Below are 12,815 nucleotides of genomic sequence, written 5' to 3'. Positions count from 1 at the left end.
ACGATCTCGGAATCTACTTTGTAAAGGCGCTGCGATGGAAACGGCGGTGCAGCTCGCGTACCTCCTCGTCGAGCCCCGGCACGGGACCCTCTACGACGACGCGCGGCGCGACCTCGGAGACCGGCAGCGGACGCACCGGGGGCTCCGGCACGCCCAGCTCGGCCAGCCAGCTCACGAGCTGCGCCGAGGAGGCGACGTAGACGATGCGGCCGAGCCCGACCCACCCGTGCGCGGCGGCGCACATGGGGCAGTGCTCGCCGGAGGTGTAGACGGTCGCGGCGGCCCGCTCCTCGGGCGTCAGATGGGCGGCCGACCAGCGCGCCAGCTCGAACTCCGGGTGCCTCGTGTGGTCGCCGCCGGCCACCCGGTTGTGGTCCTCGGCCAGGACCTCCCCGTCGGCGGACACCAGCACCGAGCCGAACGGCTCGTCGCCCACGGACAGGGCCTCGGCGGCCAGCTCCACGCAGCGGCGCAGATGCCGCAGCTCTTCCTCACGCACCATGACGGCCACCTCCCGCTCGCGCCCGATCCCGGGTCTCGCCCGATCTTCGGGTCCGCCCGATCTTCGGGTCATCGTATCGGCGGGTTCGAGGCTTGACGGGATCCGGGTGTCCGCATGGTGGACGGAACGGGACCCACTGGTCGGACTCCGTAGACTGGGAGGGTGATTTCCCGTATCGACTTGCGCGGTTCCCTGCCGGGGGACCTGCGCGACGTGCTGCCCCGCGCCGAACTCGACGTCGAGGCCGCCCTGGACAAGGTGCGGCCCATCTGCGACGAGGTCCGCCATCATGGGGCCGCGGCCGTGCGGGAGCTGACCGCCAGGTTCGACGGGGTGGAGATCGAGCAGGCGCGGGTTCCGCGCGAGGCGCTGCGCGAGGCGCTGGCCGGGCTGCGGCCCGAGGTGCGCGCGGCGCTGGAGGAGGCGATCCGGCGCACCCGGCTGGTCCACCGCGACCAGCGGCGCGCCGACGTGACGACGCAGGTGGTGCCGGGCGGCACGGTCACCGAGCGGTGGGTGCCGGTCGATCGGGTGGGCCTGTACGTGCCGGGCGGGCGCGCGGTCTACCCGTCCAGCGTGGTGATGAACGTCGTGCCGGCCCAGGAGGCCGGGGTGGCGTCGCTGGCGGTGACGAGCCCGGCGCAGAAGGAGTTCGGCGGGCTGCCGCACCCGACGATCCTGGCGGCGTGCGAGCTGCTGGGCGTGGACGAGGTGTACGCGGTGGGCGGCGCCCAGGCGGTGGCCATGTTCGCCTACGGCACGGAGGAGTGCCCGCCGGCCACCATGGTGACCGGGCCGGGCAACATCTGGGTGGCGGCGGCCAAGCGGCTGCTCAAGGGCCGCATCGGCATCGACTCCGAGGCGGGGCCGACGGAGATCGCGATCCTGGCCGACGAGACGGCCGACCCGGTGCACGTGGCCGCCGACCTGATCAGCCAGGCCGAGCACGACGTGATCGCCGCCGCGGTGCTGGTGACCGACAGCGTGGAGCTGGCCGAGGCGGTGGAGAAGGAGCTCCCGGCCCAGGTGGAGGCGACCAAGCACGCCGAGCGGATCGCCGAGGCGCTGCGCGGCCGGCAGTCGGGGATCGTGCTGGTGGACGGCCTGGACGAGGGCGTGGAGGTGGTCAACGCCTACGCGGCCGAGCACCTGGAGATCCACACGGCCGACGCGGCCGCGGTGGCGGCCCGGATCCGCAACGCGGGCGCGATCTTCGTGGGCACGTACGCGCCGGTGTCGCTGGGCGACTACCTCGCGGGGTCCAACCACGTGCTGCCGACCGGCGGGTGCGCCTGTCACTCCAGCGGCCTGTCGGTGCAGACGTTCCTGCGCGGCATCCACGTGGTCGACTACACCCGCGAGGCGCTGGCCGAGGCCGCCGCGCACGTGTCGGTGCTGGCCGACGCCGAGGACCTGCCCGCGCACGGGGCAGCCGTCCGGGCCCGCTTCGACTGGCGGATCCCCTCATGACCCCGGATGAGCTGACCTTGGCTGACCTGCCCATCCGCGACGACCTGCGGGGCCGGACGCCGTACGGCGCGCCCCAGATCGACGTGCCGGTGCGGCTCAACACCAACGAGAACCCCTATCCGCCCTCTCCGGAGCTGGTCGGCGACCTGGCCGAGGAGGTGCGGCGGGGCGCGGGCGAGCTCAACCGCTATCCCGACCGCGACGCGTCGGCGCTGCGTGCCGACCTGGCGGACTATCTGGGGCACGGGCTCGACGCGAGCCGGGTGTGGGCGGCCAACGGCTCCAACGAGGTGCTCCAGCAGATCCTGCAGGCGTTCGGCGGTTACGGCCGTACGGCGCTGGGGTTCGAGCCGTCGTACTCGATGCACCCGATCATCACGACGGGCACGAGCACCGAGTGGATCGGGGGCGCGCGGGAGGACGACTTCTCGCTCGACCCGGCCAAGGCGGCGGCCGCGGTGGAGGAGCACCGGCCCGACATCGTGTTCCTGACCTCGCCGAACAACCCGACCGGCACCGCGCTGCCGCTGGAGACGATCGCGCGGGTGCTGGAGGCGGCTCCGGGCATGGTGGTGGTGGACGAGGCGTACGCGGAGTTCGCGCGGGAGGGCACGCCGTCGGCGCTGAGCCTGCTGCCGTCGCACCCGCGGCTGATCGTGACGCGGACGATGTCGAAGGCGTTCGCGATGGCCGGCACCCGGCTGGGCTACCTGGCGGCGCACCCGGCGGTGATCGAGGCGCTGCTGCTGGTGCGCCTGCCGTACCATCTGTCGACGCTGACGCAGGCGGCGGCGCGCGTGGCGCTGCGGCACCGCGTGGAGCTGCTGGGCACGGTGGACGCGCTGCGGCGCGAGCGTGACGCGACGGTCGAGTGGCTGCGCGGTCAGGGGTTGACGGTCGCCGACTCCGACGCGAATTTCGTACTGTTCGGCCGGTTCCCGGAGCGCCGTGCGGTCTGGGAGGGTCTGCTGGAGAGGGGCGTGCTCATCCGCGAGGTGGGTCCGCCCGAGTGGCTGCGCGTGTCGATCGGCACCGGCGAGGAGATGGCGGCGTTCCGTGCCGCGATGGAGGGGGTTCTGTGAGTCGGGTCGGCCGCGTGGAGCGTGTGACGAAGGAGACGTCGGTCCTGGTCGAGGTGGGTCTCGACGGCACCGGCCGGGTGGACGTGTCGACCGGCGTGGGGTTCTTCGACCACATGCTGGCGCAGCTCGGCAAGCACGGGCTGTTCGACCTGACGGTCAAGACCGAGGGTGACCTGCACATCGACGCGCACCACACGATCGAGGACACGGCGCTGGCGCTGGGTGCGGCGTTCCGCGAGGCGTTGGGCGACAAGTCGGGCATCCGGCGGTTCGGTAGCGCGTCGTGCCCGCTGGACGAGTCGCTGGCGCAGGTCACGGTCGACCTGTCCGGCCGGCCGTACCTCGTGCACTCCGAGCCGGAGGGCATGGCGCCGATGATCGGCCCCGAGTACGACACGACGATGACCCGGCACATCCTGGAGTCGCTGGTCGCGCAGGCGGCGATCTGCCTGCACGTCCACGTCCCGTACGGGCGCAACGCGCACCACATCGTCGAGGCCCAGTTCAAGGCCCTGGCCAGGGCGCTGCGGGAGGCGTCGGAGCTCGACCCGCGGGCGAGCGGGGTGCCGAGCACCAAGGGCGTCCTATGAGTGACAACACGCTGTCGATCGCGATGATGTTCATCGGTCTCTTCCTGGTCGGCGGGGTGGTCTCGCTGATCAAGCAGGGGCTCAAGGCGGGCGCGGCCATCTGCGCGGTCGGCGCGGCGCTGGCGATCACGGCAGGGGTGATGTGGTGGTGAAGCGCGTGGTGGTGCTCGACTACGGGTCGGGCAACCTGCGTTCGGCCGAGCGCGCGCTGGCCCGGGTCGGCGCCGACGTGACCGTGACGTCCGACCTGGACGCGGCCATGGAGGCCGACGGTCTCGTGGTGCCCGGTGTGGGGGCGTTCGCCGCGTGCATGGCGGGCCTGCTCAGGGTGCGCGGCGAGCGGGTCGTCGGCCGCAGGCTGGCGGGCGGGCGGCCGGTGCTGGGCATCTGCGTGGGCATGCAGATCCTGTTCGCCAAGGGCGTCGAGCATGGCGTGGAGACCGAGGGCTGCGGCGAGTGGCCGGGCACGGTCGAGCACCTGGAGGCCCCGGTGCTGCCGCACATGGGGTGGAACACGGTCAAGGCGCCCGAGGGCAGCGTGCTGTTCCGAGGGCTGGACGCCGACACGCGGTTCTACTTCGTCCACTCGTACGGTGTGCGGGAGTGGGAGCTGCGGCCGGGGCCCGGGTTCGCCGAGCCGCTGGTGACGTGGGCCGAGCACGGGGTGCCGTTCGTGGCCGCGGCTGAGAACGGGCCGCTCATGGCCACGCAGTTCCACCCGGAGAAGTCCGGCGACGCCGGCGCCGCGCTGCTGACCAACTGGCTCGGCGTCCTGTGAGCGGCGGCCGCGCCGCAGCGGCGGCGTCCCGCGCCGTCCTGTCGTGAGGGGCCGTAAGTCCCGTCATGAGGGGCGGTCAGTGCCGTGAGTTCTGTCATGAGGGGCCGTGTGTGCCGTGAGTCCCTTCGTGAGGGGCCGTGAGTAAGGAGCGGGCGCGGCGGCGCGCGGAGCGTGAGGCGGCGCGGGAGCGCTCGGCGCTGCGCAACGAGGAGCGTCAGGCCCGTGCCGCCCGCCGGCGGGCCGTGGTGGCCCGTCTCACGCCCCGCCCGGTGCGCTTCGCCCGCCAGGGCGGCCTGCGCGCCCGCCGCCGCCGTGCCCAGAACGCCGTCGTGGCTCTCGCGTTCGTGCTCGTCCAGGTGATGGTATGGCTCGTGTGGGCCTCCCTCGCCGTCAGCTTCGGCGTCCTGGTCCTGTCCCTGTTGCTCGTACCTGTTGTCGTGACCCTTGCCTTCGACCGGAGGATCTGATGTCGCTCGTACTCCTTCCCGCCGTGGACGTCGCGGACGGCCAGGCCGTACGCCTGGTCCAGGGTGAGGCCGGGACCGAGACCGGCTACGGCGAGCCGCTGGCCGCCGCGCTGGCCTGGCAGGAGGCGGGGGCGGAGTGGATCCATCTGGTCGACCTCGACGCCGCGTTCGGCCGGGGCTCCAACCGTGAGCTGATCACCGACATGATCGGCCGGCTGGACGTGAACGTGGAGCTGTCCGGCGGCATCCGCGACGACGAGTCGCTGGCCGCCGCGCTGGCCACCGGGTGCCGTCGCGTGAACATCGGCACGGCCGCCCTGGAGAACCCCGACTGGTGCCGCAGGATCATCGCCGAGCACGGCGACAAGATCGCGGTGGGTCTGGACGTGCGCGGCACCACGCTCGCGGCGCGCGGCTGGACCGAGGAGGGCGGCGACCTGTGGGAGGTGCTGGAGCGGCTGGAGGCCGACGGCTGCCCCCGCTACGTCGTCACGGACGTCACCAAGGACGGCACGCTGCGCGGTCCCAACCTCGACCTGCTGCGCCAGGTGTGCGCCCGCACCGACAAGCCGGTCGTGGCCAGCGGGGGAGTGTCCTCGCTGGACGACCTGGTGGCGCTGTCGCGGCTCGTGCCGGACGGCGTCGAGGGCGCCATCGTCGGCAGGGCCCTGTACGCCCAGGCGTTCACGCTCGAGAGCGCCTTGGTCGCTGTTCGCGGTTAGATGGTAGGAGGGGCCGTGGTGAGCAGCATGAGTATGGAAAGCACCGGTTCGCGGGTGTTTTCCGGCGGCGTGTGGGAGGAGCGGTACGGCTACTCCCGCGCGGTCGTGGTAGGGGACCGGGTCATCGTGTCGGGCTGCACCGCCACGATCGACGGCGAGGTCCGGCATGTCGGCGACGCCTACCGGCAGAGCCTCACGGCGATGGGCATCGCGCTCGACGCCGTGGAGCTGGCCGGTCTGACCAAGAAGGACGTGGTGATGGTGCGCTACTACGTGGTGGACCAGCGTCACTTCGACCTGGTCGGCCAGGCCATCGGGGAGGTGTTCGGCGACGTCCGCCCCGCCTGCACGGGCGTGCGGGTCGCCGGGCTGGTCGACCCGCGCATGCTGGTCGAGATCGAGATCGAGGCGATGCGCGCATGACCGTGGCCGTCAGGGTGATCCCCTGTCTGGACGTCGACGCCGGCCGGGTGGTCAAGGGCGTCAACTTCGCCAACCTGCGCGACGCGGGCGACCCGGTCGAGCTGGCCAGGCGCTACGACGCGGAGGGCGCCGACGAGCTGACCTTCCTCGACATCACCGCCTCCTCCGGCGAGCGCGAGACGATGCTGGACGTGGTCCGCCGGACCGCCGAGCAGGTGTTCATCCCGCTGACCGTGGGCGGCGGCATCCGCTCGGTGGACGACGTGGACCGGCTGCTGCGGGCGGGGGCCGACAAGGTCTCGCTCAACACGGCGGCCATCGCCCGTCCCGAACTGCTGACCGAGGCGTCGCGGCGCTTCGGCGCGCAGTGCGTGGTGCTGTCGGTGGACGCGCGCCGGGCGCCCGGCACGCCGAGCGGGTTCGAGGTGACCACGCACGGCGGGCGGCGCGGCACGGGCCTCGACGCGGTGGAGTGGGCGGCGCGCGGCGAGGAGCTGGGCGTGGGTGAGATCCTGCTCAACTCGATGGACGGCGACGGCACGCGCGAGGGTTACGACCTGGAGATGCTGCGCGCGGTGCGGGCCGTGGTGCGGGTCCCGGTGATCGCCAGCGGCGGCGCGGGACGGCTGGAGGACTTCCCGCCGGCGGTGGAGGCGGGCGCTGACGCGGTGCTGGCGGCGTCGGTGTTCCACTTCGGCACCCTCAAGATCGCCGACGTGAAGGAGACGCTCCGCACGGCGGGTTACCCGGTGCGCTAAGCGAGGGTTTCGCAGCACGGTCCTCGCATGCGGGGTGCTTCGCGCGACGGGAATCGGGCTGTCAGGGCCTCAAAGCACGGTCCTCGCACGTGCGCGCTTCGCGCGACAAGGCTCGGGCTGTGACAGTGGGGGAGTCGAGCTCCCCCACACCCCCTTGCCGGTGGCCTTCCGGCCCCGGACCCCCGGCGTGGGCGAGCTGCGACACGCAGACACGCCCAAGCCGGGGCACGGTCTCAGATGGGACAGCGGCCTGGGACAACCAGGCGAAACCTACTCGATGACCTGCCTGCCCTGCATGCCTTCGCCGGCGGTTCGCGGTAGCCCAGGCGTTATCCCCCGGTCCGCCACGGGCGGTCGATCACCCGCATTCAGGCAGGTCCGATCCGTTGCCGTGGACCTCGCACGAGAACGTAGACGAACAGGACCGCCATGACCGCCGCGCCCGCCCACATGGCCTGCTGCCAGCCGTCGACGAAGGACTCCCGGGCGGCTCGGGTCAGCGCCTCCGCCTGGGGGCCGAGCCGGTCGGCGGCGGCGAGGGCGTTGGCGACGCCCTCGCGGGCGGCGTGGGCCGCGTCCTTCGGCACTCCGTGGAGCCGGGAGTCGACGGCGCCGCGGTAGCCGGTGGTCAGGACCGCTCCGAGCAGCGCGACACCGAGCGCGGTGCCGAGCTCCCGGGTGATGTCGTTGAGCGCGGACGCGACGCCTTGACGCTCCCGCGGCAGGGCGGTGGTGATGGCCTCGGTGGAGGGCGTCATCGTCAGCCCCATGCCGAGCCCCATGGCGAGCATGCCGGGGAGGATCGACAGGTAGCCGCCGTCGACGGAGACGAAGGCGGCCATGAGGACCAGCCCCGCGACGCCCAGGAAGATCCCTACGGCCATCGTCGAGCGGCTGCCGATGCGCGCGGCCGCCTTCGGGGCGAGGCCGGAGGCGACCATCATCAGCAGCGCCATCGGCATGAGCGCCAGGGTGGAGCGGAGGCCGGACCAGCCGAGCACCGCCTGGAAGTACGGGAAGAGGACCACGAAGATCCCCGCCTGCACGCCGAAGACCGTCAGCAGCGACACGGAACCGCTCGCGAGACCTCGCTCGCGGAACAGGCGGACGTCGAGGAGGGGAGCCGGCCGGCGCAGCTCCCATGCCAGGAACGCGGCGGCGGCGATGACGCCGGCGAGGAGGCTCAGGAGCGTCGCGGGCGCGGTCCAGCCTCGTTCGGGGCCCTCGTGGAGGAAGAAGACGAGCCCGACGACCGCGACCGCGGACAACAGCGAACCGACGGCGTCGAACGCGGGCCCTGCCGCCTCACGCGAGTTCGGGATGGATCGCAGCGCCATGACGACGGCGACGACGACGAGCACGACCGGCAGGACGAAGAGCCACCGCCAGCTCGCCAGGTCGACGAGGACGGCCGACAGGTACATCCCCAGGATGCCGCCACCGCCGGCGACGCCGGTCCACACGCCGATCGCCGTGGAACGTTCCTCGTCCGGGAAGGTCGAGGTGATGACGGCGAGAGTGACCGGCATGATCATCGCTGCGCCCACGCCGCTCAGGAACCGCGCGGCGAGCATGATCTCGGACGACGGGGCGAGGCCGGCCGCCGCGCTCGCTGTTCCGAAGACGAGCAGTCCTGCGAGGAGCACCGGCCTGCGGCCCCACCGGTCGCCCATCGCGCCCAGCGGCAGGAGCAACGCGGCCAGACTGATGGTGTAGATGTTGATGAACCACAGGACCTCGCCCTGCGAGGCGTCGAACGCGACGGTGAGCTGCGGCTGGGCGACGTTCAGCCCGGACACCGACGCGATGACCGCCATGAGCGCGATGCAGACCCCGGCCAGGATCGTGCGTCGTTGTCGTGGGTCGTGGACGGTCGGGTCGGAGGCCGCCGGGTCGGAGGCTGCCGGGTCCGAGGATCGGGTCGTACTCATGGATTCCTCCGGGGACGGCGAGGGGTGTCGGCCGGCCCTGGCGTGGCCGGACGGTGTGATCACCGGCGGCGGGTGGCGCGCACGACGACGTCGTGGAGGGGGACCGCCCGGCCCCCGGGGCCGGTGAGCGTGCGGAGGCGCTCCTCGGCGGTGACGATCTCCCACGCCGTGCCGTTCAGGCGCGCGGTGACGGCCGCGGCGGTGGCCGACGCTTCGGCGGGAGGGTGGTGCCCGTGGCCGGTGGAGCCCGGGGCGTGCAGGTGCCCCACGATGAGCAGCGTGCCGCCGGGAGCCACCCACCCCGCGATGCGGTCGTAGAACTCCAGCTGGGGCATCGCCGGGTGGGCGTAGTGGGTCATGACCAGGTCGAACCGCGTGTCGGGGCTCCAGACGCTCAGATCCGCCTCGACCCACCGCAACCGCTCGGGCGCCCCGCTCGTCGCGGCGCGCTCAGCGGCGTGTGCGAGGGCCTCGGCCGAGATGTCGGCCGCGGTGACGTGCCAGCCCTGCGCGGCGAGCCAGATGGCCTCGGCGCCGCCGCCGCACCCCGCGTCCAGCGCCGTGCCCGGGGTCAGGCCGCTGGTCTCACGAGCGAGGTACGGGTTCGGCGGGTTGCCGCCCATGGACCCGGTGCGCCCTTTTCGCCATTGCCGCTCCCAGTAGTCCTTGTCGAACGCGTGCGTCATCGGTCGTCCTCCTCGTTCGCGAGGATCCCTCTGTGTGGGGCGTTCCTCGGTGCGCGCTCCATGGTGCGGAGGGAGAAGGCGGATGAGCAAACGTTGTTGCCGAATGGCAAAATAGGCGGATGGACGAAGCCATGGACCGCACTCTTGACGCTGTCGGACCGAGGCTGAAACGCCTTCGGCTGCATCGCGACGTCACCCTCGCCGACCTCGCGAAGGAGACCGGGATCTCCGTCAGCACCCTGTCCCGGCTGGAGGCGGGGCTGCGCCGTCCCACGCTGGAGCAGTTGCTTCCCCTGGCCCGTGCCCACGGGGTCACGCTGGACGAGCTCGTCGACGCGCCGCCGACCGGCGACCCCCGCGTCAACCTGCGTCCCGTCCCGTGCGGCGACGGCTCGGTCATCCTGCCGCTGACCCAGCGGCCGGGAGGAATCCAGGCCTACAAGTTCGTCCTCCCGGCCGGAAGCGACGACGCCGAACCCGATCTGCGCACCCACGAGGGCTACGACTGGGTCTATGTCCTCAACGGAAGACTCCGCCTCGTCCTCGGGGAACACGACCTCATCCTCAAGCCGGGGGAGGCCGCGGAGTTCGACACGCGCACCCCGCACTGGTTCGGGGCCACCGGCGCCGACCCCGTCGAGTTCCTGAGTCTCATCGGGAAACAGGGCGAACGGGCGCACGTGCGTGCGGCACCGAGGCGCGGCGCGGCCGGGTGAGGAGGCCCGGGGGCCTCAGGAGAGGTTCGGTGGCTGATCGCGGGGCTCTCGCCGGCGTCCCTGAACGCCGAGCATGGAGCGCACCAGCGCCACGGCCTCGTCAAGGAGGGCGGGCACTCCCTCCGCGGCGTCGGCCCAATCGATCACCATCGGCCCCTCGGGCGCGAGCATCACGTTCTCCGGGTGCGGGTCCAGGTGGAGAACGCGATCCGCCGGCTCGGTCGAGACCCGCGGCAGGAGAGCGGACGCGCGGCGCCGGACACCCTTGGCTGGAGAGGTGGCACATGACAGCCGCCTCGGCGGAGGCGTCACCGCCGTCCCGTCTGCGTTCGAGGAGCACAGGGCGTACGACGATGTGAACCACGACCGGCTCACGGACCCGCGGATCAGCGGGCGTCCTTCCCGATGACGTCGTCGATCCATGACCGGTAGTGGGTGACGTCGGTCCAGACGCCGGCCCCCGGCTTGCCGTCGGGAGTGGTGGCGCAGCCGGCGGAGCCTCCGGTGCGCGGGTCCTTGTCGTCGCCGTCGCGCGAGGTGGCGCCGATCAGCTCCCACCGGCCGGCCACGCGCCGGATCTGCGGGCCGCCCGAGTCGCCGTTGCAGGCGTTGGCCGCCTTGCCGGACAGCGCGCCGGTGCAGACCTCGGTGCCGTGGTCGAGGGACGTGCACCGCTGGTCGGCCAGGCGTACGGTGTCGAGCTCCCGCAGCTGCTGGGGGCCTCCTCCGCAGGTCCGGCGGTACTCGCAGGTCATGCCCCAGCCGATGACGCGGGTCGGCTCGCCCACCCGGCCGGGGCCGTCGGCGATGCGGATGGGCGTCTGGGAGACTCGCCGGTCGAGCTGGACCAGCGCGAGGTCGCCCTCGGGGACCTTGCCCAGGCGGGAGTCGTAGCGGAGGGGATAGGTCATGACGCGCTTGACGCCGGCGACGGAGCCGCCCTTGTCGCGGTCGGAGGAGCCGACGCGTACCCGGGTCTTGCCGGGCTTCAGCAGGCCCTCGCAGTGGGCGGCGGTGACCACCCAGTCGGGGGCGACGAGCGAGCCGCCGCAGTGGTGCGCGGGCAGCGACGGCAGCCGGAGGGAGGCCATGAACGAGTAGGGTTCGCTCGCCGTCCTCCCGCCGATGATGGCGGCGCGGTCGGCGCCCGCCGGGACGGCCGGGGGCGTCGCGTGGAGGGTGGTCGCGGCGGCGGCCGTGCCGGCGGAGATCAGGGCGATCCCGGCGGCCATGCCCGTGGCGAGCAGCGCGGCTCGCTTCCTGGTTGTCGTGAACACGCACATCTCCATGGGGTCCGTCTGGTGGGGGCGGAGGTGTGGCCGGGGGGTTGTGCGGGCCAGGCTACCTGCGGTTTTGTGTGGAAGCGAGGCCGGCGGGGCGTGGTTCGGCCCCGCTCGTCCGCCACGCTCGGCGCAGCCGGGCGTCTCGCCGCGTCCGGGCGGCTTGTGGGGCGGCGGCGGATGCTGCGACCGTGGTGCGATGACCGACATCTTCGACCAGCAGCGTCTGTCGTTCGGTGCGGCGGCGGACGCCTATGACAGGATCCGGCCGTCCTATCCGGTTCAGGCGCTGGAGTGGGCTCTGGGCGTCACGCCGTTCAGGATCGTCGATCTGGGCGCGGGGACGGGGCTGCTCACCCGCCGGTTGGTGGAGCTGGGGCATGAGGTGACCGCGGTCGAGCCCGATCCGAAGATGCGGGCGAAGCTGGCGGAGCGGCTGCCCGGGTGCGCCGTCGTCGCCGGATCGGCCGAGGCGATCCCCCTGGCCGACGGCGAGGCGGATGCCGTCGTCGCGGGGCAGGCGTACCACTGGTTCGATCCCGGACCCGCCCACGCCGAGATCGCCCGGGTGCTGCGTCCCGGGGGCGTGTTCGCGCCGCTGTGGAACCTGCGCGACGAGACGGTCGGCTGGGTGGCCCGGCTCGCCGAGCTCGTCCACGAGCACCGCGACGGCTCGGTGACGGGCTCCATCTCGCTGGACGCGAGCTTCGGAAACGCGTTCGGCCCGGTCGAGTGCCGCGACTTCCCGCACAGCCGGCCGCACACGGCGGCGTCACTGCTCGCCCTCACACGCTCTCATTCCTGGTATCTCACCGCGTCCGAGGAGCGTCGCCGGCGGATCGACGAGACCGTCCAGGCGCTCGCCGCCGACCTTCCGCCCTCGTTCGACCTGCGCTACGTCACCAGGGCCTACCGGGCCGAACGCCGCTGAGCCCCCGAATCTGTGGTCAGGCGTCGAAGCGGCGGCGGGAGTGCTCGATGTGACCGAGGTACAGGTGCGTCCAGTCGCACATCATGTGGACCGTCGCCCGCAGCGCCTGTCCCGGCTCGGTCAAGGTGTACTCCACGCGGGGCGGCACGGTCGGGTGCACCGTTCGCTCCACGAGGCCGTTGCGCTCCAGCATGCGCAGGTTCTGGGTGAGCATCTTGTGGCTGACGCCGTCGATCTCGTTCCGCAGCTCACTGAAGCGCAGCGTGCGTTCCCCCAGCGCCTCGATGATCAGGAGCGCCCACTTGTTGGCGACGTCCGAGAAGATCTCCCGCGCCAGGGAGTCCGCGCGCCGCAGATCCGCCTCGTCGGGCGAGCCGCTGAACTGCTTGGTCACCATACGGTTCCTCAGTCACTGAAAAGTGCGTTCTTCCACGTCAGCGCATACTCTCCTACAGTTCCTCGGTAACCACAAGAGAGTG

At 72.4% G+C, this 12,815-nt stretch carries 17 protein-coding genes; 11 read left to right on the top strand and 6 right to left on the bottom strand.

Going from position 1 to position 12,815, the window contains the following annotated elements; genetic code table 11:
* Positions 1 to 13 precede the first annotated feature (13 nt).
* Positions 14 to 502, bottom strand: coding sequence for a nucleoside deaminase (locus HTZ77_RS07220; RefSeq protein WP_175588693.1), 489 nt, complete (start codon positions 500 to 502; stop codon positions 14 to 16).
* A gap of 162 nt (positions 503 to 664) precedes the next feature.
* On the opposite strand from HTZ77_RS07220, the gene hisD reads away from it, so the two are divergent.
* From hisD to hisF, 9 genes are all read left to right on the top strand, one after another.
* Positions 665 to 1,972: a histidinol dehydrogenase gene (gene hisD / locus HTZ77_RS07215; protein WP_175588692.1), complete on the top strand. Its 1,308-nt coding sequence runs from the start codon at positions 665 to 667 to the stop codon at positions 1,970 to 1,972.
* Complete coding sequence (locus HTZ77_RS07210) at positions 1,969 to 3,054, top strand: histidinol-phosphate transaminase (protein WP_175588691.1); 1,086 nt, start codon at positions 1,969 to 1,971, stop codon at positions 3,052 to 3,054. Before hisD ends, HTZ77_RS07210 begins: the two co-directional genes overlap by 4 nt.
* The gene (gene hisB / locus HTZ77_RS07205; RefSeq protein ID WP_175588690.1) at positions 3,051 to 3,644 is read left to right on the top strand and encodes an imidazoleglycerol-phosphate dehydratase HisB; all 594 of its coding nucleotides are present in this window, start codon (positions 3,051 to 3,053) and stop codon (positions 3,642 to 3,644) included. Before HTZ77_RS07210 ends, hisB begins: the two co-directional genes overlap by 4 nt.
* Positions 3,641 to 3,796, top strand: coding sequence for a hypothetical protein (locus tag HTZ77_RS07200; RefSeq protein WP_175588689.1), 156 nt, complete (start codon positions 3,641 to 3,643; stop codon positions 3,794 to 3,796). The genes hisB and HTZ77_RS07200 overlap by 4 nt, the downstream gene beginning before the upstream one ends.
* Positions 3,790 to 4,422: an imidazole glycerol phosphate synthase subunit HisH gene (hisH, locus tag HTZ77_RS07195; RefSeq protein WP_328808465.1), complete on the top strand. Its 633-nt coding sequence runs from the start codon at positions 3,790 to 3,792 to the stop codon at positions 4,420 to 4,422. The genes HTZ77_RS07200 and hisH overlap by 7 nt, the downstream gene beginning before the upstream one ends.
* 137 nt (positions 4,423 to 4,559) lie before the next feature.
* Entirely contained in the window at positions 4,560 to 4,889 is a 330-nt protein-coding gene (locus HTZ77_RS07190; protein WP_175588687.1) for a hypothetical protein, read from the top strand.
* Positions 4,889 to 5,611 (top strand): bifunctional 1-(5-phosphoribosyl)-5-((5-phosphoribosylamino)methylideneamino)imidazole-4-carboxamide isomerase/phosphoribosylanthranilate isomerase PriA, encoded by a 723-nt coding sequence (gene priA / locus HTZ77_RS07185; protein WP_175588686.1) that lies wholly within the window; start codon positions 4,889 to 4,891, stop codon positions 5,609 to 5,611. Before HTZ77_RS07190 ends, priA begins: the two co-directional genes overlap by 1 nt.
* 27 nt (positions 5,612 to 5,638) lie before the next feature.
* Positions 5,639 to 6,034, top strand: coding sequence for a RidA family protein (locus HTZ77_RS07180; protein WP_175588685.1), 396 nt, complete (start codon positions 5,639 to 5,641; stop codon positions 6,032 to 6,034).
* On the top strand, positions 6,031 to 6,792 hold the full coding sequence (hisF, locus tag HTZ77_RS07175) for an imidazole glycerol phosphate synthase subunit HisF (protein WP_175588684.1): 762 nt from the start codon (positions 6,031 to 6,033) through the stop codon (positions 6,790 to 6,792). The genes HTZ77_RS07180 and hisF overlap by 4 nt, the downstream gene beginning before the upstream one ends.
* Before the next feature lie 368 nt (positions 6,793 to 7,160).
* Here the strand turns inward: hisF and HTZ77_RS07170 are convergent, their stop codons facing one another.
* Complete coding sequence (locus HTZ77_RS07170; protein WP_175588683.1) at positions 7,161 to 8,723, bottom strand: MFS transporter; 1,563 nt, start codon at positions 8,721 to 8,723, stop codon at positions 7,161 to 7,163.
* A gap of 59 nt (positions 8,724 to 8,782) precedes the next feature.
* Positions 8,783 to 9,409, bottom strand: coding sequence for a class I SAM-dependent methyltransferase (locus tag HTZ77_RS07165; protein WP_175588682.1), 627 nt, complete (start codon positions 9,407 to 9,409; stop codon positions 8,783 to 8,785).
* A 119-nt stretch (positions 9,410 to 9,528) separates the two neighbouring features.
* Between HTZ77_RS07165 and HTZ77_RS07160 the strand changes: the two genes are divergently transcribed.
* A complete protein-coding gene (locus tag HTZ77_RS07160) occupies positions 9,529 to 10,125 on the top strand; it encodes a helix-turn-helix domain-containing protein (protein WP_175588681.1) in 597 nt (198 codons plus the stop codon).
* Between the two features lie 15 nt (positions 10,126 to 10,140).
* Here HTZ77_RS07160 and HTZ77_RS07155 read toward each other — a convergent pair whose 3' ends face one another.
* Both HTZ77_RS07155 and HTZ77_RS07150 read right to left on the bottom strand, forming a co-directional pair.
* Positions 10,141 to 10,296, bottom strand: a complete 156-nt coding sequence (locus HTZ77_RS07155; protein ID WP_175588680.1) for a hypothetical protein — start codon at positions 10,294 to 10,296, stop codon at positions 10,141 to 10,143.
* 215 nt (positions 10,297 to 10,511) lie between these two features.
* On the bottom strand, positions 10,512 to 11,402 hold the full coding sequence (locus HTZ77_RS07150) for a S1 family peptidase (RefSeq protein WP_205302282.1): 891 nt from the start codon (positions 11,400 to 11,402) through the stop codon (positions 10,512 to 10,514).
* A gap of 202 nt (positions 11,403 to 11,604) precedes the next feature.
* Between HTZ77_RS07150 and HTZ77_RS07145 the strand changes: the two genes are divergently transcribed.
* Entirely contained in the window at positions 11,605 to 12,336 is a 732-nt protein-coding gene (locus HTZ77_RS07145) for a class I SAM-dependent methyltransferase (protein WP_175588678.1), read from the top strand.
* Positions 12,337 to 12,352: 16 nt separating this feature from the next.
* On the opposite strand, the gene HTZ77_RS07140 is transcribed toward HTZ77_RS07145, so the two are convergent.
* The gene (locus HTZ77_RS07140) at positions 12,353 to 12,733 is read right to left on the bottom strand and encodes a winged helix-turn-helix transcriptional regulator (RefSeq protein ID WP_175588677.1); all 381 of its coding nucleotides are present in this window, start codon (positions 12,731 to 12,733) and stop codon (positions 12,353 to 12,355) included.
* Between the last annotated feature and the right edge of the window lie 82 nt (positions 12,734 to 12,815).

This window comes from Nonomuraea montanisoli (assembly GCF_013363975.1).
Classification (GTDB): domain Bacteria; phylum Actinomycetota; class Actinomycetes; order Streptosporangiales; family Streptosporangiaceae; genus Nonomuraea; species Nonomuraea montanisoli.
The sequence above is the reverse complement of the archived record's forward strand: the minus strand, read 5'-3'. Positions and strand labels throughout refer to the sequence as shown.

What these genes read in the sequence shown, in the direction of transcription:
- HTZ77_RS07220 (WP_175588693.1), bottom strand. Translation starts at nt 502, where the DNA reads ATGGTGCGTGAGGAAGAGCTGCGGCATCTGCGCCGCTGCGTGGAGCTG.
- HTZ77_RS07210 (WP_175588691.1), top strand. Translation starts at nt 1,969, where the DNA reads ATGACCCCGGATGAGCTGACCTTGGCTGACCTGCCCATCCGCGACGAC.
- HTZ77_RS07200 (WP_175588689.1), top strand. Translation starts at nt 3,641, where the DNA reads ATGAGTGACAACACGCTGTCGATCGCGATGATGTTCATCGGTCTCTTC.
- priA (WP_175588686.1), top strand. Translation starts at nt 4,889, where the DNA reads ATGTCGCTCGTACTCCTTCCCGCCGTGGACGTCGCGGACGGCCAGGCC.
- HTZ77_RS07180 (WP_175588685.1), top strand. Translation starts at nt 5,639, where the DNA reads ATGAGTATGGAAAGCACCGGTTCGCGGGTGTTTTCCGGCGGCGTGTGG.
- hisF (WP_175588684.1), top strand. Translation starts at nt 6,031, where the DNA reads ATGACCGTGGCCGTCAGGGTGATCCCCTGTCTGGACGTCGACGCCGGC.
- HTZ77_RS07170 (WP_175588683.1), bottom strand. Translation starts at nt 8,723, where the DNA reads ATGAGTACGACCCGATCCTCGGACCCGGCAGCCTCCGACCCGGCGGCC.
- HTZ77_RS07165 (WP_175588682.1), bottom strand. Translation starts at nt 9,409, where the DNA reads ATGACGCACGCGTTCGACAAGGACTACTGGGAGCGGCAATGGCGAAAA.
- HTZ77_RS07160 (WP_175588681.1), top strand. Translation starts at nt 9,529, where the DNA reads ATGGACGAAGCCATGGACCGCACTCTTGACGCTGTCGGACCGAGGCTG.
- HTZ77_RS07155 (WP_175588680.1), bottom strand. Translation starts at nt 10,296, where the DNA reads ATGCTCGCGCCCGAGGGGCCGATGGTGATCGATTGGGCCGACGCCGCG.
- HTZ77_RS07145 (WP_175588678.1), top strand. Translation starts at nt 11,605, where the DNA reads ATGACCGACATCTTCGACCAGCAGCGTCTGTCGTTCGGTGCGGCGGCG.
- HTZ77_RS07140 (WP_175588677.1), bottom strand. Translation starts at nt 12,733, where the DNA reads ATGGTGACCAAGCAGTTCAGCGGCTCGCCCGACGAGGCGGATCTGCGG.